We start from the raw sequence: 26,441 nt of genomic DNA on the forward strand, positions 1-26,441 counted from the left end.
AAAAAATCAGGCTTGCTGTCATGAAGAGTTACCTTTCATCCTGAACAATGGCGTTTCCCTTTCACAGAAAATATCAGTATGTTATTCACCATACAAGATAACTAATCAATTTAACTCGAAACCATTATGACTGATATCTTTCGTCCTCTAACCGGAGCCAGTAATCCGCATTTGCAGACACTACTCCCACTGCTGCTGACTAACACTTCCTCTTACCGATATAAAAAGTCTTTCACTTCTGAATGAGTGCGCCCGATAGGGCGCACATAAAAAGCTACTCACAAGACCCAGATTTAGTCCCGAGTAAGCTAGCAAACCTTACTAAGAAGATGCTCAATAAGCTGTAATAGTTATGAAGGGATCCCATTTACCGTACCCCACTGGTTTCATAGTATTATCATATACCGTGAAGTCAAAGGTATATTGGAGTTTAATTGCTTCAGATTCAGGTCTATCTATAACAGAACATTCCCAATAATGATTTTGAACCCTCGGTCCAGGTATTACTTGTAGTGGGTCTATACTTTTCAGAAAAGGAATATATTTAAAGCCAGGTATTAATTGAGCAGGAGTAAGATATTTGCTTAGATCTGCGCTGGGAGAAAAATAACACAAAACAATAGAATAATTAGCATCAGCAGATAGAGTAACTTCACGCCAGCGAATAACATCACCTATTCCGGCAGCAATATTCAGTTCACTTCCCCCTTGATCAGATATAACTACTCCATCGTAGGTCATCATATGAATACATTGCTGATCAATTAGATTATATCTATCCTTAACCTTACTAAGGGAGCTCAACATACGCTCTACATCAACAGCAACCAATATATCAGTAATTCTTTGTGACATAGCAATATCCTCACTAAATTAATATAAAACGCGTATAATATATAACTAGCAAAAGAATACAGCACAAAGTAAACTTCTAAGCCGCATATAAATCTTAGTACAATTAATGAAAATGACAAGAAGATTTTTGTGATAGTTAAAAACCCCCGCTTAAAGAACATCACGGATATGCTATATTTATTAAATCTACACATTGAAATATATAGCATTTATAGAGATGTTTAGTTCAATCAATAAAACCATAAACTTAACGAAATTACATCTCCTTCAAGCAATAATATTATTCCACGCTGATATTATCAGAACTAAAGTAATTTATTAAATATAAGCTATTTTTAAAGACTATATTCGCCGAAAGTAATTCATCCCACTATTAGGTTTTTCCTCTACATAGATAGCACCAATAAGGGCCAACCTATAATCCCGACTCTCCCATTAGCGAGTAATTCATTTTTACCAGAAATGTTCAAGACATCGGCTTGTGTTCATTCCTGAACGCCTGATGAAGTCAGCAACATGTTGTTTGGACCCGGGGTAATGGCAGAAATGAACAAAAAAGTCGTCAATGCAAAAATCAGGCTTGCTGTCATGAAGAGTTACCTTTCATCCTGAACAATGGCGTTTCCCTTTCACAGAAAATATCAGTATGTTATTCACCATACAAGATAACTAATCAATTTAACTCGAAACCATTATGACTGATATCTTTCGTCCTCTAACCGGAGCCAGTAATCCGCATTTGCAGACACTACTCCCGCGTCTGGTGCGGCGGTATCCTGAACTGCAACCATATTGGCAACGACTTAATTTACCGGATAACGATTTTGTTGATCTGGCGTGGAGTGAAGATCCTGCCACCGCAGCACATAAACCACGGCTGATCCTGTTTCATGGTCTGGAAGGCAGTTTCCACAGCCCTTATGCCCACGGTTTGCTTCATATCTGCCGGGAAAAAGGCTGGCTTGGGGTTGTCATGCATTTCCGCGGATGCAGTGGTGAGCCGAACCGCCAAAAGCGTCTCTATCATTCTGGCGAAACAAGCGATGCCCGTTATTTTCTGAGCTGGTTAAAACAGACCTACGGTGATGCACCCACCTCAGCCGTAGGTTATTCAGTCGGCGGTAATATGCTGGCCTGCTATCTGGCAGAAGAAAAAACAGACGCCCAGATCAGTGCTGCCGTCATTGTTTCCGCCCCTTTGATGCTGGAAGCCTGTTCTCTTCGGATAGAAAAAGGATTTTCTCAGGTTTATGAACGCTATTTACTTAATAGCCTGAAACGTAATGCCACCCGTAAATTGTTACGCTACCCCGGTTTACTCCCCATCAATCTGTCTCAGGTAAAAAGATTGAAACATATTCGAGAATTTGATGAAATTGTAACCGCAAAAATCCACGGCTTTAAAAATGCAGCGGACTACTACCGCCAGTGCAGTGCTCTGCCGCGTCTGCCTGATATTACTGTGCCACTGCTGATTATTCATGCTAAAGACGATCCTTTTATGGCACCGGAAGTTGTCCCTGATCTCAAAATGTTACCCAAGAATATTGAATACCAAATGACAGAATACGGTGGACATGTCGGCTTTGTCAGTGGTTCGTTGAAGAAACCACAAATGTGGCTGGAACAACGTATCCCAAGCTGGCTGTCATCCTATCTGGAGCAACCACAATGATTATTCCGTGGCAACAACTGGAACCAGAAACTCTGCTAAATTTGATCGAGAGCTTTGTCCTGCGGGAAGGCACTGATTATGGCGAAGATGAAAAATCGCTGGAGCAGAAGGTCGCCGACATTCGCCGTCAGTTGGAACGGGGAGATGTTATGCTAGTGTGGTCTGAACTGCATGAGAGCATCAATATTGTGCCAAAAGAAATGTTCCATTCTTAACATTATGGAGTTTACTGAATGTCTGTCAAACACCCGATTATTGCAATTACCGGCTCCAGCGGTGCCGGAACCACCACCACCAGTTTAGCTTTCCGTAAGATTTTCCAGCAACTTAACATCAGTGCAGCACAGATAGAGGGAGATAGTTTCCACCGTTACACCCGTCCCGAAATGGATGCCGCAATCCGTAAAGCCAAAGAGCAAGGCAGGCATATCAGTTATTTTGGGCCGGAAGCCAATGATTTTGGCATGCTGGAAAAAACCATGATTGACTATGGTGAAACCGGTGAAGGCCGCCGTCGGAAGTACCTTCATACTTATGACGATGCCGTCCCTTACAACCAGCTCCCCGGTACCTTTACGCCGTGGGAATCTCTACCCAAGCAGACCGATGTGCTGTTTTATGAAGGTTTGCACGGCGGTGTTGTTACACCACAACATAACGTTGCCAGTCATGTTGATCTGCTGGTGGGAGTTGTACCGATTGTCAACCTTGAATGGATACAGAAACTTATCCGCGATACCGGAGAACGAGGGCACTCACAAGAAGCCGTGATGGATTCCGTCGTGCGTTCTATGGATGATTATATCAACTACATTACGCCACAATTCTCGCGAACACATATCAACTTCCAACGTGTCCCCACCGTTGATACATCCAATCCATTTTCAGCTAAAGCCATCCCATCATTGGATGAAAGTTTCATTGTCATCCGCTTCCGTGATCTGACTCAAATTGATTTCCCATACTTGTTAGCAATGTTACAAGGCTCATTTGTTTCAAGCATTAATACCATCGTGGTCCCCGGCGGAAAAATGGGATTAGCAATGGAATTAATTATGACGCCATTGGTACAGCGATTGCTGGAAGGGGAAAAAATTTGTTAATCAGCGCCTGAGGTAAATTTAGAAAATTCGGCAGTTAAAATTTACGTCTTATATTATTCAGTTAAGAAAACAGGTAACTGAAATATTAGTTACCTGTTGTTATTTTTGAATCAAGAAATAATTTCTCAATCTATATCTTTAATTTCAAAACTGTGGGTAATTTCAACTGATTTCCCTAACATCAATGAAACAGAGCAATATTTTTCCGCGGACAGCATGACGGCACGCTCAACCGCTTTATCTGTTAAATCCTTACCTGTAACAATAAAATGCAGATTAATATGGGTAAACAAGCGTGGAGCCTCTTCACGACGGCGGGAAGTTAATTTTACTTCACAATCTCTTATGTCGTACCTGCCTTTCTGCAAAATAGAAACTACATCAATCGTACTGCAACCACCGGCTGCCATTAATACCATTTCCATCGGACTCGGTGCCTTATCGCCAGCATTGCCATCCATCATGATCTGATGACCGGAAGATGACTCCCCCAAAAGAGACAATCCTTCAACCCATTTTACCCGCGCTTGCATAAATACCTCTTAAGTCGTTCTTTGCATCCAAGCCTACTCTTTCAGTATTAAACTGGCAATCTAATGAGCAGTTTATTATGCTGAAACAATACAAGACAAGACAGAAGCCTTTTCCTGTGTTAAAAACAGAAGCGAGCCAGGTATATATAGGTTAAGATCAATACGTAAGGTTCAAATTTCAGATAACCTATATAAAACCCTTATCTGTCAGTTTTTCAACAAACTAATATGTTAAGCTAGTGTCTTTATAAGCCAGCCTGACGAGAAACTTTTAGATTCTCGTGTTATTTAGGCAGCGATAACAACAGAGGATGAAACGAATGGTTCTCGGCAAGCCACAAACAGACCCCACTCTTGAATGGTTTTTGTCACACTGCCATATTCATAAATATCCATCTAAAAGTACGCTTATTCATCAAGGCGAGAAAGCAGAGACGCTTTACTACATCGTAAAAGGCTCTGTTGCGGTTTTGATTAAAGATGAAGAAGGCAAAGAGATGATCCTCTCCTATTTAAATCAGGGAGATTTCATTGGTGAACTTGGATTATTTGAAGAGGGGCAAGAGCGTACAGCTTGGGTACGGGCCAAAAGCGCCTGTGAAGTGGCTGAAATCTCCTATAAAAAATTCCGTCAACTGATTCAGGTAAACCCGGATATTTTGATGCGTTTATCTGCCCAAATGGCAAACCGTTTGCAAACAACTTCTGAGAAAGTCGGTAATCTGGCTTTTCTGGATGTTACCGGCCGGATTGCCCAAACTTTATTGAATCTGGCGAAACAACCAGATGCAATGACCCACCCAGACGGAATGCAAATCAAAATCACGCGTCAGGAAATCGGTCAGATTGTTGGCTGTTCCCGCGAAACAGTTGGTCGTATTCTGAAAATGTTAGAAGATCAAAACTTGATCTCCGCACACGGTAAAACTATTGTTGTTTACGGTACACGTTAACGCTTGATTAATCAGCGCATAATCCTGCGCTGATTTCTCTTGTGCTTAATTACACCAACTGGCTAATTGCCTGCTCCAACCGTTCCATACCCTGAGCAATCTCTTCTTCACTGATAATCAACGAAGGCGTGAAACGCAGTACATCACCACCCGCACTCAACAGCATTAAGCCATTTTCAGCCGCCAGTTGCAGAATATCTTTATCTTTTCCCTGATACGGCGCTTTAAGTTCCGCACCAATCAACAGACCCTTTCCTCGGATTTCACCAAATATCGAATATTTCTGATTGATATCATTCAGAAAATTCACCATCAAATTATGGCGTTTTTCAACTCCCTCCAGAACCGTTGGTGTATTAATAATATCAAAAGCAGCATTTGCAACTGCACAAGCCAACGGATTACCGCCATAAGTTGTACCGTGAGTTCCCGGTACCATCGCGGAAGCAATATTCTCTGTTGTCAGCATAGCGCTGATAGGGAAGCCATTTCCCAATGCTTTTGCCGTGGTAATGATGTCCGGAGTAACATCATAATGCATATAAGAAAATAGCTTACCGGTACGTCCCATCCCACTTTGCACTTCATCAAACACCAACAACACCTGATGCTTATCGCAAAGCTCACGCAACCCACGAATAAATGCCAGCGCTGCCGGCGTGACTCCCCCTTCTCCCTGAACAGGCTCCAATACAACAGCACAAGTATGGTCATCTATGACGGCCTTCACTGCATCTAAATCATTAAAAGGCACATGAATAATATCCGCGGGTTTTGGCCCAAAACCATCAGCATATTTTGGTTGACCACCCACGGAGACAGTAAATAGGGTGCGACCATGAAAACCCTGATGAAATGCGATAATTTTGGTTTTATAGGGACTGTGACGAGTAATTGCATAGTGGCGAGCCAGCTTAAATGCCGCTTCATTCGCTTCCGCTCCTGAGTTGGCAAAAAATACCCGCTCAGCAAAAGTCGCATCAATCAGTTTCTGCGCCAGAATCAAAGCCGGTTCATTAGTAAAAATATTACTGATATGCCAAAGTTTCTCCCCTTGTTGCTTCAAAACATCCACTAACGCAGGATGACAATGGCCCAAAGCTACAACAGCAATACCACCCGCAAAATCAATATACTCTTTCCCTTGCTGATCCCATACACGACTACCTTGCCCTCTCACCGGAATAAACTGCGCCGGTGAATAAATTGGCAACATAACTTGATCGTATGTGTTTCTATCTACTGCGGTATGCCCCTTCATTTTCCCACCCGTTTTTTATATATACACCATTCAGAAGTGAAATTATAATCACTGAATATGCATAAAAAATCAAAGATGGGCAAATGAAAAAGATGGATAAATGAAGAAATTATCGGTATCTGGTTAATATCTCAGAAAGTTGCTCAGTAACTGGTGACCTTGTTCACTGAGAATACTTTCAGGATGGAACTGCACCCCTTCCAGCGGTAAAGTGCGATGACGAATGCCCATAATTTCATCGACATTGCCATTATGCTGGCTCCATGCGGTGACTTCAAATGAGGCTGGTAATGTCTCCGCGGCAATCACCAATGAATGGTAACGAGTCGCCGTTAATGGCCGGTTAAGCCCTTTGAACACACCTTGCTGATTATGGTGAATAGCAGAAGTTTTTCCATGCATCACTTCCCTGGCTTTTACCACGCTGGCACCAAACGCCTGCCCAATTGCCTGATGTCCAAGACAAACACCAAGAATCGGCAATTTATCCGAAAAATGAGAAATCACAGCCAGAGAAATTCCTGCTTCATTTGGGGTACAAGGGCCTGGGGAAATCACCAGATGAGTAGGCATCAATCTCTCAATATCTTCAAGTTGCAGTTCATCATTGCGCTTAACTAAAACATCTGTACCCAATTCACAAAAATATTGATATAAGTTATATGTAAAAGAATCATAGTTATCTATTATTAGTAACATAGGAGTCTATCCTACTCATTTTTATCGCTGTATTTGTTGCCCTGCCACTCCTGCAATTTGTTTATCCTGCACAACTGGCTCCAGGTAAAACAGCCTCGCGACAACGGGGCGGCTATCATAGCACATCAATATTTGTAGCATAGTACAACAAAATCAATGGCTGTTTTTTTCTCAATCAACTTACTCTCATACCCTACAAAACATATGCTCTATTTTGATATTCAATAAGTAAAGGTAATTGTTATGAAGACAAAACTGATTATAGCATCTCTTTTTTTGCTGTCCTTCTCCACGCTGGCTGTGACTAAAGCTGCCAACATTTTCTTCCCGGAAAAAGGTGTGGTTTGTGATAAAAAAGGAAAATATTGCTCTGATCAACAAGGGCTATCGCTAAAATTAACCGAAAGGTATTTAGGGAAAAAAGCGGTAGAACGCCTGAAAAAAGAGTTTGGTGATGGGAAAGATATTGACTTTTCATCTTACACTTTAAGTAATGGGGTACACTGTGAGAGTAAAGAGAAAAAATGTTACAAAGACAGATATTATCCACGAACCGAAGTAAATAAAGAATTTACCCAAAAGATGTATGAATAACGGCGAAACTGGCCTTCATTTAATGCAGGCCAGTTTGTTAATCTGATGAGAGTTAACCGGAAGACCAGAAACTGCCACAGCCAAAGTGAGAGAAAAAAATTAAGGAATAATCTCCGCCGACAGAATAGCAACCGGTTTAACCGGTACATTCTGATATGGACCAACGTTTTCCGTTTTGACTTGAGAAATTTTATCCACAACATCCATGCCTTTTACGACCTTACCAAATACTGCATAACCAAAGTCACGCTGGCCATGATCAAGGAAAGCATTGTCTGCCACATTAATAAAAAATTGGCTGGTAGCACTGTCTTTATCGGCGGTACGTGCCATAGAGATAGTTCCGCGTAAATTGCGCAGCCCATTATCTGCCTCATTTTTAATAGCGGCTTTAGTCGCTTTCTGCTGCAAATCTTTGGTAAAACCGCCACCCTGTACCATAAATCCAGGGATTACCCGATGGAAGATTGTATTGTTGTAATAACCCTCATTAACGTATTCAATAAAGTTCTTCGTTGTAATTGGCGCTTTCTGGTTATTTAATTCTAGTTCAATATTCCCCTCCGTTGTTGTCAGCTTCACATGGGTTTCCCCCACAGCCAAAGCCAGAGGTGCCATTGCGCTCAGAGAAGATGCAGTTACAAGTGCTACTAAAATACGTTTAAACATTCTGGGTTCCTATATTATTAAGGTCAACAACACAAACTGAATCAATTCTAATAATCTCTTCAACATCGTGCTCAATATTTACCTACATTTACGCTATCAATCGACGGGGGCTTTGAAGAAAAATTCATCCTTTCAATAATAGGTTAGATTTTATTTCACAAACCGGATCATCATCGATAACAAAATAGCAAGCTCAGTTCAACCCATCAGCAATATGTCATTATTTTTAATCCTGTCAACCAACAGTGGCTATCGGTATAATCTCCTTTGCCATATATTCAGTGCATTTCTCAGGGAGATAATCATTTTGACCATCAAAAACCACAACTATCATATGACCCGTTTTATCACGAGTGCACCTGATATTCGCCATCTGCCTCAAGATATGGGCATTGAAGTCGCGTTTGCCGGTCGCTCAAATGCAGGTAAATCTAGCGCTCTGAATGCTCTGACGAAACAGAAAAGCCTTGCCCGTACCAGTAAAACCCCTGGCCGAACGCAACTCATCAATTTATTCGAAGTAGAAGAAGGTATTCGCCTGGTTGACTTACCGGGTTATGGTTATGCCGAAGTACCAGAAGAGATGAAACGCAAATGGCAAAAAGCATTGGGTGAATATCTGCAAAAACGTGAATGCCTGATTGGACTGATCGTGCTGATGGATATCCGTCACCCATTGAAAGATCTTGATCAGCAAATGATCCAATGGGCAGTCGCAATGCAAGTACCGGTTATGGTGTTGTTGACTAAAGCCGACAAACTGGCATCTGGTGCCCGTAAAAGTCAACTAAATAAGGTCCGTGACGCCCTGCTCGCGCTTAATGGGGATATTCAAGTGGAATATTTCTCGGCCCCGAAAAAAATCGGTATTGATAAACTACAACAGAAACTGGATATATGGTTCAGCCAGAAAACCGTTCAAGTTGAAAACCATAGTTAATCCATCCTTTCTTTATACTTTTACGTATTAAATTCAGATGAAAAAAATGCCCCAGTCAAAATTGACTGGGGCAGCTAATATTCAGCTAAATCCGATTACGTGAAGTAAAAGGTCTGAAAGATAGAACATCTTACCTCTGTACCCTACGCCAATAACTCTACCCTATTTTATTTATTAGAAAAAGCCTTTTTGTAATTTATTTTCAGAAATGATCTCGATTCAGCCGGGGAGTTTGCTCATTTTGACGCCATGAAATGTAGTTTAATTACATATTTATGCGATCTGGATCTACATATGCATTACATGGACAACAGATCAGTACTAATGAGTACAAAAAATATTACATTAGTTATGTTGACTTTACAGCAACACATGAACTTAAAACCGCCCAGTAACCGTTTCACATTACACTTATCTACCTCCAGGTTAGTAATATTGCTAAATGGAAAAACAAAAATTGCTCTGTTTCATCCACTATATCTTCCCAGCCGGAAGATTAAGGAAACACGAAGAATTAGAATATAATTTGATTTTTTTCAAAAACTTAAATAAATACCAAACATAATATCACAGCTCATGAAAGCCTTGTTTTGCAAAAATATATCAGCCATATAATCATCTGATAGCTTTTTCTTATACACTTGCCCACATTAATCAATTAATATTACTTAATTAAAACAACAATATAACTTACCCACAATGGATAGGTTTCATGGCACAGACTCCCTGTGGGCAAAGGTAAATCCGATATAACCTTATCAGGAGAATGTAATGAACCAACCCAATAATTTCTCGCCAGATATAAATACTGACGATAGTTTTATTAAACAATACTGTAAATCTGCAAGATATAGTAATTACAGTAATAATGATCATTATAGCCATACGGGTAAATAGCAAGAGAGTGGCTTGGGGAGGCGGTGACACCAGAGCACATGGTGACTATGATTAGCAGAGCTATTAAACATTGCTGTTTATTGTAAACAATTCAAAAAAGGCTGAGCCAAATAACAGCTCAGCCATCACTGTTAATTCAAAATATCAATGCGCCTGATCCCAATTGTCACCGATACCTACATCTACTTTCAGTGGAACATCAAGCACCATACTCTTCTCCATCAATTCACGAATTTTCTGTTCTGCATATTCAAGTTCTGATTCATGAACCTCAAATACCAGCTCATCGTGAACCTGCATAATCATACGAACTTTCGGTTCTTCACTGACAATCCAATCATCCACCGCAATCATCGCTTTTTTGATGATATCCGCCGCAGTTCCCTGCATTGGCGCGTTAATAGCTTCACGTTCTGCTGCCTTACGGCGCATGGCATTACGAGATTTGATATCTGACAGATAAAGACGACGACCATCCAGCGTTTCAACGTAACCCTGCTCTTCCGCTTGCTTACGAGTACGCTCCATATACGCCAATACCCCCGGATAGCGCTCAAAATAGAGATCCATATAGCGTTGAGCTTCACCGCGAGGAATCCCTAACTGACGGGAAAGACCAAATGCACTCATACCATAGATCAAACCAAAGTTAATCGCTTTGGCACTACGGCGCTGCTCACTGGTTACCTGTTCCAGTGGCACACCAAAGACTTCCGCCGCCGTTGCCCGGTGAATGTCTTGCCCTTCAGCAAAAGCCTTCAACAATCCTTGATCCTGAGATAAATGAGCCATTATCCGCAACTCAATCTGAGAATAGTCAGCAGCCATAATCCGGTAACTTTCAGGAGCCACAAATGCCTGACGAATGCGGCGGCCCTCTTCATTACGGACAGGGATATTTTGCAAATTAGGATCACGTGAAGAGAGACGCCCGGTTGCCGTTACCGCTTGGTGATAGGAAGTATGCACCCGTTTGGTCAGCGGATGGACCATCTGTGGTAATTTATCGGTGTAAGTGGATTTCAATTTTGCCAACCCACGATGCTCTAAGATCACTTTCGGCAATGCATGGGTATCTGCCAACTCTTCCAGTACCTCTTCATTGGTGGATGGCGCACCATTTGGCGTTTTCTTTACCACCGGCAATTGCAATTTTTCAAACAATATCGTCTGTAATTGTTTTGGCGAAGCCAGATTGAAAACCTCACCTGCCAATTCATGTGCTTCTTTTTCCAACTCATCCAGACGGGCAGTAATCTCTTTTGAATGCTCAGCTAAAATATTTGCATCAATGAGTACGCCTGTACGTTCCATACGGGAAAGCACCATGACCAATGGCATTTCTGTATTCAGGAATACCTTTTCTAGCGTCGGTACTTTTTCCAATTGCGGCCACATAGCCTGATGCAGCAATAAAGTAACATCTGCATCTTCTGCGGCGTACATTGCGGCCTGTTCCACCGGGATCTGATTAAAAGTGAGCTGATTTTTACCTTTACCAGCAATCTCTTCAAACGTCGTGGTCTTATGATTCAAATGACGTTCAGCCAAGCTATCCATATCATGCCGACCCATGCCTGCAACGCTATTCAGTACGTAAGATTCCAGCATGGTATCGTAAGCAATGCCTTGCAGTTCAATGCCGTAACGCGCCAACACGCCACGATCAAACTTAATATTCTGACCAATTTTCAGCAGGTTACTATCTTCAAGTAGCGGTTTTAATGCAGACAACACAACTTCTCTGTCAAGTTGTTCTGGTGCCCCCAGATAGTCATGGCCTAGAGGTAGATAAGCCGCATCGCCGGCAGAAATCGCGAATGACACTCCCACCAGATTAGCAGTCAAAGTATCAAGGCTGTCAGTTTCAGTATCAAAAGCAAAAACCGGTGCTTTTTTCAGTTTCTCAATCCACTCATCAAAGCGTTGCTGATCAAGAATAGTCTGATAATTATCAGAAGAGAGTGTGGCCGCAACAGATTTATCTTCCGTCGGAGATGATTCATCATTGCCAGTGGATACCGGTTTTTTGCCTTTCTCTGCCAGCCAATCGCCGTTTGCCACATCACTTAACCAGCGTTTAAACTCATAACGAGAAAACAACTGATGCAGTTTCTCCGTATCAAGCTCTTTGACTGACAAAGCGACGCAGGTTTTATCCAACTCAACATCGGTTTTGATAGTTGCCAGTTGATAGGAGAGATAAGCGACATCTTTATGCTGCACCATCTTATCCGCCAGCGTTTTCGCCCCTCGGAAACTGAGCCCGGCAATTTTATCCAGATTGGCAAAGATAGCATCCATACCACCAATCCCTTGCAGTAATCCCAGTGCGGTTTTTTCTCCCACCCCAGGTACGCCAGGAATATTGTCAGAAGAGTCTCCCATTAATGCCAGAAAATCGATAATCAGCTCTGGCGGCACACCATACTTTTCAACGACTTCTTCCGGCCCCAAAATGGTGTTATTCATGGTATTGATAAGCGTGATATTTGGCGTTACCAGTTGCGCCATATCTTTATCGCCAGTGCTGATAAGTACCGCACGCCCCTCTTTTTCTGCCTGTAACGCCAAAGTCCCGATAACATCATCAGCTTCTACTCCTGGTACCACCAGCAATGGTAATCCCATAGCTTCGACCATCTGATGTAGCGGTTCTATTTGAGTACGCAGATCATCCGGCATAGGAGGACGATGAGACTTATACTCAGCGAACAATTCATCACGAAAAGTTTTGCCTTTAGCATCAAATACCACCGCTACATGGCTTGGTTTGTACTGCATTATCAAGCTGCGTAGCATATTCAATACACCATACATAGCTCCGGTCGGCTCCCCTGCGCTATTTGTCAGCGGAGGGAAAGCATGATAAGCACGATAAAGGTATGAGGAGCCATCAACCAAAATCAGGGGATTGTCTGCTATCTGAGCCATAAATCTTCTTCATTATCTGTATTTGTTACGGGTGTGATAAGGAAATAGGATGCCACAGCAAGAAGTAGGAAACGAATTTTATGTGAATTTTCTTTACTGAAACCCGATTCAGATATTCACATCCTGCTATAAATTCTGTGGATAACTTTGTGTATAGATATTACAAGTTTTATTCAGGTATTGATCGCTGATAAAAAAAACTTATCAACCCTAGGTAAAAAATCAATGACTTATAATCTTAGTCATAAAACTGTCATATTGCCTTATAGATCACAGAGTTGTGGATATAACCAAAGTTTGTTTTACAAAAAAGTCTTTCTGACACGCAAGTCTTTCTGACACATATTGTGCCAAAGGTTCTCACTCCGGCACATGCTTACGTGATTCTATTTCAGAGCCATCAACATTACTTCTGATTTAACAGGAAGTTAACAACGTCTGAATAGGATTTCGCATAGTTATCAGCAGAAGTGGCATCAATACCGTCATTTTTCACCATATACTTGCCATTAACAAACATTGCCGGTACACCTCGCAGTTGCAAATCCTGAGCGGCTTTTTGCTGCTTAACAACTAAGGATTTCACCACAAAACTGCTCATGGCAGCATCATAATCCTCAGCCGTCACCCCGGCTTTGATAAAGGCATTGCGAATATCATTCGGAGTCTTAATAACCAGTGTTTTCTGAATACCCTCAAACAGCACCGGAGTCACTTTGTCTTCAACACCCATTGCCATTGCCGCAGCCCAAGCCGTCGTCAATTCTTTACCCAGCGGCCCTAAAAAATCCACATGATAACGGACAAGTTTTGTCCCTTCCGGTAAATGCTGTTTTACCGTCTGAGGAACTTTAAAAATCTCTTCAAACTGATAACAGTGGGGGCAATAGAAAGAGAAGAATTCTAACACCGGTGGTTGATCCGCCACCGGCGGCTTCAATTCAGTATATTGTTTTCCTTCGGTAAAATTGGCGGCAGATGCGCTAAATGCCATCACCACTCCGACTAAAGCTAACCACAACTTCTTCATAACTATCTCCATGATAAACATTAATACATCGGGTTAAGCTGCAAAGGTGATTCCTGTAACAGCTTAATCTGTTCAGAAAAAAGTGACGTCTGTTTTAACCAAAAATCGGTATCTGTCATCCAAGGAAACGCCTTGGGAAAAGCAGGATCCTGCCAACGTCGGGCAACCCATGCCAAATAATAGATCATCCGCATAGCACGCAATGGCTCTATTAATGACAACTCCTTCGGATCAAAATCTGCAAATTCACTATAGGCTTCCAACAGTGTATCTAGCTGCAATAGTTGTTCCTGACGCGAGCCATGAAGCAGCATCCATAAATCCTGAATTGCCGGACCGTTACGAGCATCATCAAGGTCAACAAACCAAGCTTCGTCACGCCACAAGATATTACCCGGATGACAGTCACCATGAAGCCTCAATATTTGCCAATCATCGCGCCAATTTGATGCTACGGCATTTATCAAATCATCCAATACTGCCAAAAATTGCCTTTTCTGTCCCTCGGGAACCAACTCACATGCAGCCAAATACTGTCGTGGCTGATGCAGATACTCATTTAACCCGATAGTTGGACGAGAAGTGAATTTTTGCCGACAGCCAATCTGATGAATTCTCCCTAGCAAACGCCCTACATCCTCTAACTGAAAGAGATTATCGGATTCATACTGACGCCCTCCAATGCTTGGGAAAACGGCAAAAAAGAAATCCTTAAAGGTCAGCAAAGTTTGTTTATTAAATACCAAAGGCACCGCAACAGGTAAATCAGCCTGTTGTAACGCCAAAGCAAAATCGTGCTCCTCCTGAATCTGCTGCTGGTCCCAACGTAGTGGCCGGTAAAATTTCACAACATAACGTTTACGATCTTCATCTATAAACTGATAAACACGGTTTTCATAACTGTTTAGCTCTGTCAGCCCGGAATCGACATACAGCCCGGTCTGCACCAATGCATCCATAATCAAATCCGGTGTTAACTCCCGGAAATTAAAAGCAGACTGGTTTGTTAGCACATTCTATTCTCTTGATTAATCTGTAATAACGCCACGGCATGCAATAGCGCAGTTTGAAAATCCACTTGGTGAACCTTTCTCAGCTATTAGTCAATGCAGATAAATGGCATTTCATACCGAACCCCTTACCAATAAAGCCTATACAAATTAACAGGGATGACCGCATAGAGAAAGGATTGCTCTGTCAATAAGCGTAAAGATGACCCTTTTATCAGCAAGTTATCCGGTGCTCCTATTTTAAAAACGCTTAGTTGAGCCCAAATAATCGAGCTAAAAGGAGTTATATTCAGTAATAACTACCTCAGTTGATAACTTGAACATTATGCAACCAAAAATAAGCGGTGTGATCCTTGCGGGAGGTCGCGCTACCCGCATGGGCGGCAATGATAAAGGGCTAATTTTCCTAAATAAAAAACCACTGTACCAACATATTGTGGATAAACTACTTCCACAAGTAGATGAATTAATCATCAACGCTAACCGCAATCCAGATATTTACCGACAAAGTGGTTATCAAATTGTTCCAGATTTAACACCAGACTTCTCTGGCCCCCTTTCAGGCATGCTGACAGCCCTAAAATCAGCTAGTCACGACTGGGTTATGTTTGTTCCTTGTGATGTACCAAATCTCCCTACTGATTTGGTCATTCGCTTATGGCAAGGAAAACAGCAAGCATTAGCAGCCTATGTAAATGATGGCAACCGAGCTCACCCTACCATCGCTTTACTACACCGCAGTCTTTTTTCTCAATTAGAAAATTATCTGGCTAACGGTGATCGCAAATTGATACTGTTTATGCATAAGATCAGAGCGATAGCTGTTCAGTTTGATGATAATCCTACTGCTTTTACTAATCTGAACACACCGGAAGATTGCCAACATTGGGAGAATACACAGGAGATCAAAAAATGAGTACCAAACCGCTGCCGCTACTAGGTATTACAGCCTATAGCGGAACAGGAAAAACTACACTTCTCAAACAAGTGATTCCACTATTACGTCAGCGGCAAATCCGGGTTGGCCTGATAAAACACACCCATCATGATATGGACGTAGATAAACCGGGCAAAGACAGTTATGAACTGCGCAAAGCCGGTGCAGAGCAAACTCTGGTCGCCAACCAACAACGCTGGGCATTAATGACAGAAACGCCAGATTTACAGGAATTAGATTTGAACTATCTTACCAGCCGTTTTGATCCAAATTCACTGGATCTGATTCTAGTGGAAGGTTTTAAAGATGAGCCAATCAACAAGATCGCTCTATACCGCAACACTCTTAACCACCGATTAAGCGATCTTCTTGATCAACATGTGATTGCTGTTGCCAGTGATGAAAAATTGGAAACTATTTTGCCACAATTGAATATCAATCAACCTGAACAGGTAGCTGATTTTATTGTCGAATGGCTGTATACGGAACGTTAAGTCACTTCCGCCTGTACTCAGCAATAGAAAACTTCCGAAACACAGGCACAAGATCAAAAACAACCATTGATAAGAGAAAGGCCGAATGAAATCGGCCTTTAGAAAAATGTTATCGATAGGGTTCAACAATATCACCGCATCGTTACAAACTCTTCCGCCGCAGTGGGATGAATTGCAACCGTGTTATCAAAGTCTTTCTTCGTTGCCCCCATCTTCAACGCAACAGCGAAACCTTGCAGCATTTCATCCATTCCGAAGCCGATGCCATGAATGCCAACAATTTTCTCTTCCGGCCCGACACATACCAATTTCATCCGGCACGGCTGGCGATGTTGAGTGACAGCAGTATACATCGCCGTAAAAGAAGATTGATAAGTTTTCACCTGCTCTTCACCAAATTGCGCTTTCGCCTGAGGTTCAGTCAGCCCCACAGTGCCAATAGGCGGATGGCTGAATACGACGGTTGGAATATTGGTGTAATCCAGATGCTCTTCTGGTTTATTATTAAACAAGCGCTCAGACAGACGACGACCTGCTGCAACCGCAACGGGAGTTAATTCTACTGCACCGGTGTTATCACCTACTGCATAAATACCTTTCACATTCGTGTTCTGGTATTCATCAACTCTGATGTAGCCTTTTTCATTCACCTCAACACCGGCTACAGACAGGTTCAGATTATCCGTTGCAGGTTCACGGCCAATAGCCCAGATTAAGGTATCAACGGTTTGTTGTTTGCCATTTTGCAGTTGCAAGGTCAGGCTACCATCCGCATTTTTACTTACTGATTTTGGTATCGACTCTGTATGCAAAGTAGGTCCTTCGGTATTGATAACTTCCAAGAGTGTTTCAACAATCATCGGATCAAAAGAGCGCAACGGTGCATGTTGACGCACAAATAGATGGGTTTCACTACCAAGTGCATGCAATACACCGGCAATTTCTACAGCAATATAGCCTGCGCCAACAACCGCAACCCGCTTTGGCATCTCTTCCAATGCAAAAAAACCATCAGAATCAATACCATACTCTGACCCTGGTATATCAGGCCGCCCGGGACGGCCACCTGTCGCAATAAGAATATGATCTGCGGTGATTTTTTCACCATTCACTTCAACAGTATGTGCATCAACAAAACGGGCAAACCCCTGGATCACATCAACTTTATTGTTACCCAATCCACGTCCATAAGACTGGTGGATACGATCGATATAAGCAGTACGACTGGCAATGAGTGTCTTCCAGTTAAAGCGGTTGATTGTCGTATCAAAGCCATAATCTGGCCCATATTGGTGGATAGATTCAGCAATTTGCGCCGCATGCCACATCACTTTCTTCGGCACACACCCCACATTGACACACGTTCCACCCAATGCTTTGGCTTCAATTAAGGCACATTTCTGCCCATACATAGCCGCACGGTTAATTGATGCTATGCCGCCACTGCCACCACCAATCGCTATATAGTCGTAATGTTTGCTCATCCGGATTGTTTCCATCTAATCAATTCAAGGGAGTTAATACCCAAAGCCTATTATGGCAAAAAATATCAAACAGTCGCGATGGTTCTGGCTCTCGCTGCCATTGTTAAAAGCTATTCTGGCACCACCCATTTAACCAAAGTGTGACCAGTTCCTTCCGGCACCAGAACCTGATGTAACCACGGCAACACCGATTTCATCTGCTGTTCCAGTTTCCAAGGTGGGTTAATCACTATCATGCCAGAGGCAGTCATACCTCGTTGATCGCTATCAGGCCGGACAGCCAACTCAATTTGTAGAATACGGCGAATGCCCGTTGCTTCCAGCTCTTTAACCAGTCGTTTGATCTGCTGGCGTAATACCACTGGATACCACAGCGCATAAACACCGGTTGCAAAACGCTTATAACCTTCCTGAATTGCCTGTACAACCGCCTGATAATCCGATTTCAGTTCATAAGGTGGATCAATAAGAATGAACCCACGGCGACTCAGCGGTGGCAATTGTGATTTTAATTGCTGATAACCATCTTCACGCACAACTCTGGCGCGGTTATCGCGGGAAAATTCATTACGTAATAAAGGAAAATCGCTCGGATGCAGTTCTGTCAGATTGAACTTATCATTCTGCCGTAACAAATAGCGGGCAATTAAAGGCGATCCCGGATAGTAACGTAAGTTACCACTCTGATTCAGTGCAGCCACTGCACTCATATAAGCGTTCAATTCCTGCGGTAAATCCTCACGCTGCCAGACGCGGGCAATCCCTTCCAGATACTCACTGGTACGTTCAGCATGTTCACTGCTGAGTTGATAGCGACCCGCACCAGAATGCGTATCCAGATAGAGAAAAGGTTTTTCTTTTTCTTTAAGAGATTCAATGATTAAGCTTTGTACAGTGTGCTTGAGCACATCGGCATGATTACCAGCATGAAAACTGTGGCGATAACTGAGCATTAATTTCAGACCCCAGAGCAGAGAATAGGTTGATTGTCAGACGGAGTGCCTGACAACTAGAAACCCATCCCAGTAGATGAGACAGATAGTAAGGCTCTATTATAGCCCTATTAGTGATAAAAATGGCAGACTGCTGAACTTCCTCCTCTGCAAGCTCTGTTATATTAATTAAAATTTAGGATAAGTAGAAAATTATGTCCGAATGCAATGCAATATTTAAGCAAGTGATGCTATCTATATTTTCACTGATCATCATAAGTAATACTTACGAATAGCCAATAAGTAAAAGTTACGAATAGCCAATAAGTAAAAGTTACGAAATTAAAAAAGGCATTAAACGATCACTTAGATATACAAGCCCTTATGTTGATGTTTACCAAATCACTAATCAGAAACAGGGCTAAAAAATGTTAACGCCTACTATGAAAAAATAATCAAAAGGAAAGATAGCAAAAGTGATGCAAGAGTTATCTGAACAATTAAGCAATATCGTTAAATAATACGTGTAAAAAATTAATAAGGAAAGGAAGAAAAAAATCAAAAAAAGCTGAAAAAGTTGAAGACAGTTATTAAAAATCTTCAACTTAAAATAAAGAAAAATTAAGCTTTTCAGCCAATGAAGAGATATTTCATTGGCTGAATGATTATATTACCTATCAGGCAACAATAGGTGCACGCCAATCATCTGCGCCGGAAGTCCCTGCGGTTGTATGCTCCCAGTTAATCTTACGATAAGACAGAGAAACACGAACCAACTGAGTAAATTCAGCTTTTGTTGGGTCCTGGCAATGAGGCATATTGCAATCGATGTCGATAATAGTGGCATCTTCCAACTGCGTAGTGAAGAAATGCTCTTGTTTCCCTTCAACAGAAGTGCGATACCACTTCAGTACTACACTCGTCAGCATTTCACCCGAAGCCAATGCGTTATAAAGCAATGGAACAGATTTATTTAATGCAACTGTAAAACGGAATGGTTTATGAGCACGCTGACCTGAAGGCTGACCTGATTGAGGATCAGTTGGAACGGTGACGACATGATCAAATGCTTGAACCAGCATTTCATCTTCGTGGCCTTGAACATAAATATTACCCACTGATTCAGCAGTGAATGAACCCGCAGTAATATTACCCTGTGTTTTTCCTGTGATGGAAATATAACATGGAGTTGGCATAAAAATATCCTTTATAGAGATTGAGTCAACATTAAGGTAACGCTCATATTAATTTCAATAGTGATTATTTCCTCTTGGGAAAGATCACTTATAAATACACTGAACGCTGAAACGAATAATAAATACCAACCAGCTCGTTTCAAAATAAAATCTAAATTGCAAAATTATCACTCCATCACCAACAAATAAAAATATTATAATCAATGCCATTTTGAAAAATAACTTTACAATTTTATTAATTCACAGAATAATTAACTGTTCGCACTGATTTAATTTAAAAGCGGCATGACATATCTATATGAAATAAAACATTTTTAACAATTCCCACCTAAATTATATTTTGGGCAATTAAAAATTGAGAGCTGGATCAAAAAATTCAGATTATTCACTTAGTTAATAACCAAGTTGATATTTTCAATATGAAATTAACTCCAAGATGTAAACAAAAATACATTTAGAAATACTTTGTTACACAATGAAACAAAAAATCATCAAATTCTCATAAATACAAAAAAACAGATGTTAATCAATAACTATATGGAGTTCTTTAACCAATAAACAGCTTAAGAAAACACCTAATTGTAACTTATTGCCAAATATCATAAAATCATCAAAATGCCGAATAGGGGGGTATATCTACATATATTTTAGCTTTACAATAAAAAAACAAAATGCGAAACTCCACTTTACAAAGCATTCTATATTGATGCTACTGCTCGATGAGTAAGAATATTCTGAATTTCGTATTTATCTATATGCTCATAGAAAGTCAGCTTACTATCCAATTCAATGCAGTGAATCTCCCGTTTCTTAATCTGGGGGAATTTTATGTTCTCCGTCACATATAGGCAGGTATCAAGGGCAACTCTCTCATCAATATTGTTATCAGATAATTCCTAATTTCCTAATTGTATTACCCAAAGGATTTTAACATGAGTAAAAATAGTTCAGGTAGCGTAGCGCCAAAAGAAAGGATTAATATCAAATACGTTCCGAATACCGGTGATCAGGTAGCCGAAATTGAATTACCTCTCAACCTGCTTATCGTCGGTGACCTTAAAGGAACAAAAGAAGATATGCCAATTGAAGAACGGCAAGCTGTCTCTGTGCACAAAAATAACTTTAATGCCGTGATGAATGAAGCCAATATCAACCTCACTTTTAGTGTCCCCAATCGCCTCAAAGATAATAGCGGAGATGACCTGCCAATTAACCTAGAAATAAAATCACTCAATGATTTCTCACCCGATAACGTCGCGAAGAAAGTGCCTGAATTAAATAAACTTTTAGAGCTGCGTGAGGCACTTGTCGCACTAAAAGGGCCATTAGGAAATATTCCTGCGTTCCGCACCCGCTTACAGGAATTATTGGGTGATGAGAAAGTCCGTGAACAACTTCTAAAAGAGCTTGAAATCGTCAATCAAAAGTAATTGACTAAAAAGGAGTTTTTAACATGTCCTTGCATGAAGAGAGCAGTACAACATTAACCCCAGGGTCCACTACCTCTTTGCTTGACGAGATTATGTCTCAGGCAAGAATGACACCGGAAAATGATGGTTACCATATCGCGAAACAGGGTGTTGCCGCTTTTATCAGCAGTATTTTGGATACCGGTGCTAGCGAAGAACCTGTCAACAAGCTTGTCGTTGATAGAATGATTGTTGAGCTTGATAAGACACTCAGCACTCAAGTTGATGAAATTATGCATGCCAAAGCATTCCAAGAGCTGGAATCATCATGGCGTTCACTCAAATTGCTGGTTGATCGTACCGATTTCCGTGAAAACATCAAAATCAATATCATCCATGCGACCAAAGAAGAGTTACTGGAAGATTTCGAATTTTCGCCAGAAATCATCCAATCAGGCTTATACAAACATGTCTACTCAACAGGTTATGGTCAGTTTGGCGGCGAACCAGTTGCTGCGGTCATCGGTAACTATGCATTCAGCAGTAGCTCGCCTGATATCAAACTCATGCAATACGTCAGCGCGGTTGGTGCAATGGCGCACGCACCATTCCTCTCTTCTGTGGCACCTGATTTCTTTGGTATCAGTAGCTTTACCGAGTTGCCAGCGATTAAGGATCTGAAATCTGTCTTCGAAGGCCCGGCACACACCAAATGGCGTTCGCTGCGCGAATCGGAAGATTCACGTTACCTCGGTCTGACAGCACCGCGCTTCTTGCTGCGTCTACCTTATTCAACCGTCGAAAACCCAATTAAAAACTTTAACTATCAGGAAGATGTCAGCAAAGATCACGAACATTTCCTGTGGGGTAATACCGCTTATCTGCTGGCAACTTGTTTAACTGACAGCTTCGCCAAATATCGCTGGTGTCCGAACATTATCGGCCCACAAAGCGGGGGTACTGTTAGCGATCTACCGGTTCACCTGTTCGAAGCAATGGGACAGATCCAAGCCAAGATCCCGACAGAAGTTTTGGTTACCGATCGTCGTGAATTCGAATTGGCGGAAGAGGGCTTTATCACTCTGACGATGCGTAAAGGCAGTGACAACGCTGCATTCTTCTCTGCCAACTCAGTCCAGAAGCCAAAAGTTTTCCCAAATACTCGCGAAGGGAAAATGGCTGAAACCAACTACAAACTGGGTACTCAACTGCCCTATATGTTCATCATCAACCGCCTTGCACACTACATCAAAGTGTTACAGCGCGAGCAGATTGGTTCCTGGAAAGAGCGTCAGGATTTGGAACGTGAACTGAACACCTGGCTGAAACAGTACATTGCTGATCAGGAAAATCCACCAACGGATGTCCGTAGCCGTCGCCCTCTGCGTTCTGCCCAAATTCAGGTTTTGGATGTGGAAGGAGATCCAGGTTGGTATCAAGTGGCAATGCAAGTTCGCCCTCATTTTAAATATATGGGAGCCAGCTTTGAGTTGTCACTAGTAGGCCGTCTGGATAAGGAGTAATGAGTCATGGCTGCGCTGTACAGTTGGAATAGAGAAGGGTCTGCCAGCTTGTTCGAGCGTATTCAGGGGAAGAACTCCGGTTCTTCCCGCCAATCAAGAATGCGTGAACTGCTCAACTCCATAAAACGGCACCTGAATCATGTTCTTAATACTCATCCGGGTGCTTGTCAGAGTGCGGCTGATCTTGGCGTCATTGATCTCAATGACGCCACAACCACGGCAACTGACTTTAAACAGAGTATTGAGCAAGCAATAGTGCATTGCATCACAAATTATGAACCAAGAATATCGTCAGTCACTGTCAATGCAATCCACGATGATAGTGATCCGCTGTTGTTACGTTTTCACATCAGCGCCCAAGTATCCCTAGATGATATTCATGACGCTGTTGAATTTAACATTCAACTGGATAACAACCGGCGTTATTGCCTAGAGAGGACTCAATAAAATGTCACTTGAAAAATATTTTAGAGAGGAACTGGATTACCTTAGACAATTGGGGCGACAAGCCGCAATTGAACATCCTCACCTCGCCTCATTTTTGTCTGAACAAGGCTCTGACCCGGATGTTGAGCGTCTGCTAGAAGGATTTGCCTTTCTTACGGGTAATTTGCGGGCAAAAATTGATGATCAATTCCCTGAACTGACTCATGGATTGCTGCACATGCTATGGCCAAATTACCTGCGGCCAACGCCTAGCATGACCATTATCCAATATACGCCTAATGACAGTGCCATCACAAAAGCTACGCAAATTCAGCGTGGAACTCAAATCAAAAGCCGTCCACTGGCAGATGATAACGAAGATGATGAGGATGAAGATACTTACTTAAGCGATACCAATACTCAAAAAACAGGTCAAGGCAACCGCTGTACTTTCACTTTATGTCGCGATGTCTGGCTGTTTCCAATGTCCATCCGGGACATTTCTGTCAATAACAGTAACGAGCAAGGTGTCATCGGTCTAAATTTCACCTCAAAAACAGAGCTTACCTTACAGGAACTGCAACTTGATAAGCTGCGTTTTTATCTAAGCGGCGATGATTACAGCAGTACACAACTCTATTTCTGGCTTAGTTATTACCTTGAAGACGCAAAACTTGTCGTAGGCAATACCACGATTTCATTGCCGGATTTTGACTTCGTTCCAGTGGGTTTTAATCGGGAGGACGCCCTATTGCCTTACCCGAAAAATGCCTATATGGGTTATCGCGTCTTACAAGAGTATTTCTGTTTTTCCGAAGGTTTTTTGTTTTTCGATGTCACTGGCATCCCTAAATTACCGGCAGATCTTAAAACCACAGATTTCACGCTGAATCTCTATTTCTCAGAAGCTCTGCCACCAGAAATCAAAATCCGTCAAGATACTTTTCGGTTACATTGCGTTCCGGCAATCAATCTCTTCCCAATGGATGGTGAAGTTATTCAGCTAAATGGCAGCCAATCTGAATATCCATTAAGAGCGAATTATAGCCATCCTGATCGCTACGATATTTTCTCTATTGATAAAGTAGAAAGCTGGCTAGTCGGGCCTGATGGTAAACCTAAACTAAGCCGCGATGGTAGACGATCTTATGTGCCATTCGAAAGTTTTCACCATCAAATCGAACATGAAAGCGAACTCAATACTCGCTATTTCCGTATCAGAATCAAGGAATCCCCATTTCGCAAAGGGCTTGAGCATTACATCTCTTTTGTCCGTGGTGATGAATCTCAACTTCTATTAAGTGAGGAAAATGTCTCTATTCGGCTGACGTGCACCAATCGCGAACTGCCACTGCAACTCCGGGTAGGTGATATTGATTACCCTTTATCGGGAAACTCGTCATTTGCGACATTCCGCAACATAACCCGTCCATCCGTTCCACTCTATCCATTGATGAGCGGTGAGTATCACTGGTCGCTTATTTCCAATATGTCGCTGAACTATATGACATTATTGGACAAAGATGCACTAAAGGCGGTACTAAGAACTTACGATCTCCCCAGCCGATATAACCGGCAATCCTCACGCTCATCACAAAAACGGCTAGATGCAATTGAGCGGATTGAAACGAGGCAAATAGACCGACTATTTAAAGGTCTCCCGGTACGTGGTTCGGAATCAACATTGTATATCCGGCAACAGGCTTTCTGTTCTGAAGGAGAGCTCTATATGTTCTGCAACATACTGTCACGCTTTTTTGCCTTATATGCCAGCGTTAACTCCTTCCACATGTTGAAGGTGATCAATTTAGATAATCAGGAATGTTATCAATGGCCGGAACAAACAGGTCAACATGCGTTGATGTAACGAGTGAAAACTCGCCACAAAATCAGATATTAGATGTGTCAAGGTATAACTTTCATCAATTGGTCGAATTGTTCAACCAATTGGCGGTAGCGTGGGAAAAAACTGGGCAAACCAACCGTCCGGACCGTGAAGCAATTCAGTTTAAATCCAGCGCCAGCCTGGCTTTCCCAACCAGAGATATTGTCTCTGCGAAACGTTCTAAGGAGGGACGTTTCCAGGTGGAAGTCTCTTTTCTGGGGCTACATGGCAGCCAATCGCCTATGCCAGGTTATTACCTTGATTCATTGGCATGGGAAGACGCCCAAGATGAAAATCGACTGACTAACTTCCTTAATATCTTCAATCACAGCTCTATTGTCATGCTCCATCAGATCTGGCGGAAATACCGTTATTACATCTGTTTTGACAAAAACGGACAAGACGATTTTTCTCAGCGTATGTTTGCTTTGGTGGGACTTGGCAGTAATGTGAACCGTTCTCATTTAAATATCAACCATAGCAAAATGCTGGCCTATGCCGGCTTATTAGCCAGCCCCGGTCGATCACCGGAAGTGATATGCAGCTTGGTTTCACACTGTTTTGATCTACCGGATGTTACGGTACACGGCTGGCAAATCAGAAAAATCGCTATCGAGCCATCACAACAAAACCGTTTGGGTGGAATGCTGAAAATAAGGGGACAGAAACAAAAAGTTCAACAGTCTGTAATAGGAAAAAACTTTTTCCTCGGTTCATGGGTGAGAAGCTGTAATAGTAAATTTATTTTATGTATCAATAATCTCTCTCGTGAACACTTCTTGTCATTTCTCCCAGACGGCAAAAATTTCCTGCCATTGGTAATGTTTCTCTGTTTTGTCCTGCGTGATCAGATGGCTTGGGATCTGCGTCTTGGATTGGCCGAAAACCAAGCGGGCGGCATGGTACTTGGCACGAAATTAAACAATAACCTAGGGTGGACCAGCTTTCTTGGCGAGCCGGAAAAGAAACCCTTTATCACGATTTCAGTGAGTGGATAAAGAC

The 26,441-nt window shown here is 42.0% G+C and carries 25 protein-coding genes and 1 pseudogene; 13 read left to right on the top strand and 13 right to left on the bottom strand.

Annotation, left to right across the window (positions count from 1 at the left end; all coding sequences use genetic code 11):
• Positions 1-333 precede the first annotated feature (333 nt).
• Positions 334-855, bottom strand: a complete 522-nt coding sequence (locus EAE91_RS19425; RefSeq protein ID WP_214089924.1) for an AidA/PixA family protein — start codon at positions 853-855, stop codon at positions 334-336.
• A gap of 497 nt (positions 856-1,352) precedes the next feature.
• Positions 1,353-1,445, bottom strand: a pseudogene (locus tag EAE91_RS19430) (LysE family translocator); the annotation flags it as partial.
• Between the two features lie 104 nt (positions 1,446-1,549).
• Here EAE91_RS19430 and EAE91_RS19435 point away from each other — a divergent pair.
• The 3 genes from EAE91_RS19435 to EAE91_RS19445 are packed head-to-tail and all read left to right on the top strand — an operon-like array spanning position 1,550 to position 3,633.
• Positions 1,550-2,530, top strand: coding sequence for a hydrolase (locus EAE91_RS19435; protein WP_214089925.1), 981 nt, complete (start codon positions 1,550-1,552; stop codon positions 2,528-2,530).
• The gene (locus EAE91_RS19440; RefSeq protein ID WP_139656215.1) at positions 2,527-2,745 is read left to right on the top strand and encodes a YheU family protein; all 219 of its coding nucleotides are present in this window, start codon (positions 2,527-2,529) and stop codon (positions 2,743-2,745) included. Before EAE91_RS19435 ends, EAE91_RS19440 begins: the two co-directional genes overlap by 4 nt.
• A gap of 18 nt (positions 2,746-2,763) precedes the next feature.
• Positions 2,764-3,633 carry a phosphoribulokinase gene (locus EAE91_RS19445; RefSeq protein ID WP_214089926.1) on the top strand — a complete coding sequence of 290 codons (870 nt, stop codon included), beginning with the start codon at positions 2,764-2,766 and terminating at the stop codon, positions 3,631-3,633.
• Between the two features lie 125 nt (positions 3,634-3,758).
• Here the strand turns inward: EAE91_RS19445 and EAE91_RS19450 are convergent, their stop codons facing one another.
• Positions 3,759-4,166 (bottom strand): OsmC family protein, encoded by a 408-nt coding sequence (locus EAE91_RS19450; protein WP_036780242.1) that lies wholly within the window; start codon positions 4,164-4,166, stop codon positions 3,759-3,761.
• Between the two features lie 320 nt (positions 4,167-4,486).
• Here EAE91_RS19450 and crp point away from each other — a divergent pair, with 320 nt between their 5' ends.
• Positions 4,487-5,119: a cAMP-activated global transcriptional regulator CRP gene (crp, locus tag EAE91_RS19455; protein ID WP_010848517.1), complete on the top strand. Its 633-nt coding sequence runs from the start codon at positions 4,487-4,489 to the stop codon at positions 5,117-5,119.
• Positions 5,120-5,168: 49 nt separating this feature from the next.
• Here crp and argD read toward each other — a convergent pair whose 3' ends face one another.
• Together argD and EAE91_RS19465 are read right to left on the bottom strand one after the other, a co-directional pair.
• On the bottom strand, positions 5,169-6,380 hold the full coding sequence (gene argD / locus EAE91_RS19460; protein ID WP_214089927.1) for a bifunctional acetylornithine/succinyldiaminopimelate transaminase: 1,212 nt from the start codon (positions 6,378-6,380) through the stop codon (positions 5,169-5,171).
• 123 nt (positions 6,381-6,503) lie between these two features.
• Positions 6,504-7,079 (bottom strand): aminodeoxychorismate synthase component II, encoded by a 576-nt coding sequence (locus EAE91_RS19465; protein ID WP_214089928.1) that lies wholly within the window; start codon positions 7,077-7,079, stop codon positions 6,504-6,506.
• Between the two features lie 243 nt (positions 7,080-7,322).
• Between EAE91_RS19465 and EAE91_RS19470 the strand changes: the two genes are divergently transcribed.
• Positions 7,323-7,673 carry a YcgJ family protein gene (locus EAE91_RS19470; RefSeq protein ID WP_214089929.1) on the top strand — a complete coding sequence of 117 codons (351 nt, stop codon included), beginning with the start codon at positions 7,323-7,325 and terminating at the stop codon, positions 7,671-7,673.
• A gap of 99 nt (positions 7,674-7,772) precedes the next feature.
• Here the strand turns inward: EAE91_RS19470 and ppiA are convergent, their stop codons facing one another.
• Positions 7,773-8,342: a peptidylprolyl isomerase A gene (ppiA, locus tag EAE91_RS19475; protein WP_214089930.1), complete on the bottom strand. Its 570-nt coding sequence runs from the start codon at positions 8,340-8,342 to the stop codon at positions 7,773-7,775.
• Positions 8,343-8,649: 307 nt separating this feature from the next.
• On the opposite strand from ppiA, the gene yihA reads away from it, so the two are divergent.
• Positions 8,650-9,282, top strand: coding sequence for a ribosome biogenesis GTP-binding protein YihA/YsxC (gene yihA, locus EAE91_RS19480; protein WP_214089931.1), 633 nt, complete (start codon positions 8,650-8,652; stop codon positions 9,280-9,282).
• Between the two features lie 81 nt (positions 9,283-9,363).
• Here yihA and spfP read toward each other — a convergent pair whose 3' ends face one another.
• From spfP to EAE91_RS19495, 4 genes are all read right to left on the bottom strand, one after another.
• Positions 9,364-9,411, bottom strand: coding sequence for a small protein SpfP (spfP, locus tag EAE91_RS25240; RefSeq protein WP_438361642.1), 48 nt, complete (start codon positions 9,409-9,411; stop codon positions 9,364-9,366).
• Between the two features lie 912 nt (positions 9,412-10,323).
• Complete coding sequence (gene polA / locus EAE91_RS19485) at positions 10,324-13,113, bottom strand: DNA polymerase I (protein WP_214089932.1); 2,790 nt, start codon at positions 13,111-13,113, stop codon at positions 10,324-10,326.
• Between the two features lie 406 nt (positions 13,114-13,519).
• The gene (gene dsbA / locus EAE91_RS19490) at positions 13,520-14,143 is read right to left on the bottom strand and encodes a thiol:disulfide interchange protein DsbA (RefSeq protein ID WP_214089933.1); all 624 of its coding nucleotides are present in this window, start codon (positions 14,141-14,143) and stop codon (positions 13,520-13,522) included.
• A 20-nt stretch (positions 14,144-14,163) separates the two neighbouring features.
• Positions 14,164-15,156: a serine/threonine protein kinase gene (locus EAE91_RS19495; protein WP_214089934.1), complete on the bottom strand. Its 993-nt coding sequence runs from the start codon at positions 15,154-15,156 to the stop codon at positions 14,164-14,166.
• 322 nt (positions 15,157-15,478) lie between these two features.
• On the opposite strand from EAE91_RS19495, the gene mobA reads away from it, so the two are divergent.
• Positions 15,479-16,069 carry a molybdenum cofactor guanylyltransferase MobA gene (gene mobA, locus EAE91_RS19500; RefSeq protein WP_214089935.1) on the top strand — a complete coding sequence of 197 codons (591 nt, stop codon included), beginning with the start codon at positions 15,479-15,481 and terminating at the stop codon, positions 16,067-16,069.
• Entirely contained in the window at positions 16,066-16,584 is a 519-nt protein-coding gene (gene mobB / locus EAE91_RS19505; RefSeq protein WP_214089936.1) for a molybdopterin-guanine dinucleotide biosynthesis protein MobB, read from the top strand. Before mobA ends, mobB begins: the two co-directional genes overlap by 4 nt.
• A 131-nt stretch (positions 16,585-16,715) precedes the next feature.
• Here the strand turns inward: mobB and gorA are convergent, their stop codons facing one another.
• The 3 genes from gorA to EAE91_RS19520 all read right to left on the bottom strand — a co-directional run bounded on the left by gorA (position 16,716) and on the right by EAE91_RS19520 (position 20,196).
• Positions 16,716-18,068 (bottom strand): glutathione-disulfide reductase, encoded by a 1,353-nt coding sequence (gorA, locus tag EAE91_RS19510; RefSeq protein WP_214089937.1) that lies wholly within the window; start codon positions 18,066-18,068, stop codon positions 16,716-16,718.
• 110 nt (positions 18,069-18,178) lie between these two features.
• A complete protein-coding gene (locus EAE91_RS19515) occupies positions 18,179-19,021 on the bottom strand; it encodes a 23S rRNA (adenine(2030)-N(6))-methyltransferase RlmJ (protein ID WP_214089938.1) in 843 nt (280 codons plus the stop codon).
• Positions 19,022-19,677: 656 nt separating this feature from the next.
• Positions 19,678-20,196 (bottom strand): Hcp family type VI secretion system effector, encoded by a 519-nt coding sequence (locus EAE91_RS19520; protein ID WP_036780207.1) that lies wholly within the window; start codon positions 20,194-20,196, stop codon positions 19,678-19,680.
• Between the two features lie 932 nt (positions 20,197-21,128).
• On the opposite strand from EAE91_RS19520, the gene tssB reads away from it, so the two are divergent.
• From tssB to tssG, 5 genes are read left to right on the top strand one after another with little or no spacing between them, the layout of a single operon-like run.
• The gene (gene tssB / locus EAE91_RS19525) at positions 21,129-21,626 is read left to right on the top strand and encodes a type VI secretion system contractile sheath small subunit (RefSeq protein WP_214089939.1); all 498 of its coding nucleotides are present in this window, start codon (positions 21,129-21,131) and stop codon (positions 21,624-21,626) included.
• Between the two features lie 23 nt (positions 21,627-21,649).
• Positions 21,650-23,128: a type VI secretion system contractile sheath large subunit gene (gene tssC / locus EAE91_RS19530; RefSeq protein WP_214089940.1), complete on the top strand. Its 1,479-nt coding sequence runs from the start codon at positions 21,650-21,652 to the stop codon at positions 23,126-23,128.
• Positions 23,129-23,134: 6 nt separating this feature from the next.
• Positions 23,135-23,575 (top strand): type VI secretion system baseplate subunit TssE, encoded by a 441-nt coding sequence (gene tssE, locus EAE91_RS19535; RefSeq protein ID WP_214089941.1) that lies wholly within the window; start codon positions 23,135-23,137, stop codon positions 23,573-23,575.
• A 1-nt stretch (position 23,576) separates the two neighbouring features.
• A complete protein-coding gene (gene tssF / locus EAE91_RS19540; RefSeq protein ID WP_214089942.1) occupies positions 23,577-25,421 on the top strand; it encodes a type VI secretion system baseplate subunit TssF in 1,845 nt (614 codons plus the stop codon).
• Positions 25,385-26,437, top strand: a complete 1,053-nt coding sequence (gene tssG / locus EAE91_RS19545) for a type VI secretion system baseplate subunit TssG (RefSeq protein WP_214089943.1) — start codon at positions 25,385-25,387, stop codon at positions 26,435-26,437. Before tssF ends, tssG begins: the two co-directional genes overlap by 37 nt.
• Positions 26,438-26,441 lie beyond the last annotated feature (4 nt).

The organism is Photorhabdus noenieputensis, assembly GCF_018448935.1.
GTDB lineage: Bacteria > Pseudomonadota > Gammaproteobacteria > Enterobacterales > Enterobacteriaceae > Photorhabdus > Photorhabdus noenieputensis.

Excerpts from the sequence above, each read along its gene's own strand:
- EAE91_RS19425 (WP_214089924.1), bottom strand. The coding sequence starts at position 855 with ATGTCACAAAGAATTACTGATATATTGGTTGCTGTTGATGTAGAGCGT.
- EAE91_RS19435 (WP_214089925.1), top strand. The coding sequence starts at position 1,550 with ATGACTGATATCTTTCGTCCTCTAACCGGAGCCAGTAATCCGCATTTG.
- EAE91_RS19440 (WP_139656215.1), top strand. The coding sequence starts at position 2,527 with ATGATTATTCCGTGGCAACAACTGGAACCAGAAACTCTGCTAAATTTG.
- EAE91_RS19445 (WP_214089926.1), top strand. The coding sequence starts at position 2,764 with ATGTCTGTCAAACACCCGATTATTGCAATTACCGGCTCCAGCGGTGCC.
- EAE91_RS19450 (WP_036780242.1), bottom strand. The coding sequence starts at position 4,166 with ATGCAAGCGCGGGTAAAATGGGTTGAAGGATTGTCTCTTTTGGGGGAG.
- crp (WP_010848517.1), top strand. The coding sequence starts at position 4,487 with ATGGTTCTCGGCAAGCCACAAACAGACCCCACTCTTGAATGGTTTTTG.
- argD (WP_214089927.1), bottom strand. The coding sequence starts at position 6,380 with ATGAAGGGGCATACCGCAGTAGATAGAAACACATACGATCAAGTTATG.
- EAE91_RS19465 (WP_214089928.1), bottom strand. The coding sequence starts at position 7,079 with ATGTTACTAATAATAGATAACTATGATTCTTTTACATATAACTTATAT.
- EAE91_RS19470 (WP_214089929.1), top strand. The coding sequence starts at position 7,323 with ATGAAGACAAAACTGATTATAGCATCTCTTTTTTTGCTGTCCTTCTCC.
- ppiA (WP_214089930.1), bottom strand. The coding sequence starts at position 8,342 with ATGTTTAAACGTATTTTAGTAGCACTTGTAACTGCATCTTCTCTGAGC.
- polA (WP_214089932.1), bottom strand. The coding sequence starts at position 13,113 with ATGGCTCAGATAGCAGACAATCCCCTGATTTTGGTTGATGGCTCCTCA.
- dsbA (WP_214089933.1), bottom strand. The coding sequence starts at position 14,143 with ATGAAGAAGTTGTGGTTAGCTTTAGTCGGAGTGGTGATGGCATTTAGC.
- mobA (WP_214089935.1), top strand. The coding sequence starts at position 15,479 with ATGCAACCAAAAATAAGCGGTGTGATCCTTGCGGGAGGTCGCGCTACC.
- mobB (WP_214089936.1), top strand. The coding sequence starts at position 16,066 with ATGAGTACCAAACCGCTGCCGCTACTAGGTATTACAGCCTATAGCGGA.
- gorA (WP_214089937.1), bottom strand. The coding sequence starts at position 18,068 with ATGAGCAAACATTACGACTATATAGCGATTGGTGGTGGCAGTGGCGGC.
- EAE91_RS19515 (WP_214089938.1), bottom strand. The coding sequence starts at position 19,021 with ATGCTCAGTTATCGCCACAGTTTTCATGCTGGTAATCATGCCGATGTG.
- EAE91_RS19520 (WP_036780207.1), bottom strand. The coding sequence starts at position 20,196 with ATGCCAACTCCATGTTATATTTCCATCACAGGAAAAACACAGGGTAAT.
- tssB (WP_214089939.1), top strand. The coding sequence starts at position 21,129 with ATGAGTAAAAATAGTTCAGGTAGCGTAGCGCCAAAAGAAAGGATTAAT.
- tssC (WP_214089940.1), top strand. The coding sequence starts at position 21,650 with ATGTCCTTGCATGAAGAGAGCAGTACAACATTAACCCCAGGGTCCACT.
- tssE (WP_214089941.1), top strand. The coding sequence starts at position 23,135 with ATGGCTGCGCTGTACAGTTGGAATAGAGAAGGGTCTGCCAGCTTGTTC.
- tssF (WP_214089942.1), top strand. The coding sequence starts at position 23,577 with ATGTCACTTGAAAAATATTTTAGAGAGGAACTGGATTACCTTAGACAA.
- tssG (WP_214089943.1), top strand. The coding sequence starts at position 25,385 with ATGGCCGGAACAAACAGGTCAACATGCGTTGATGTAACGAGTGAAAAC.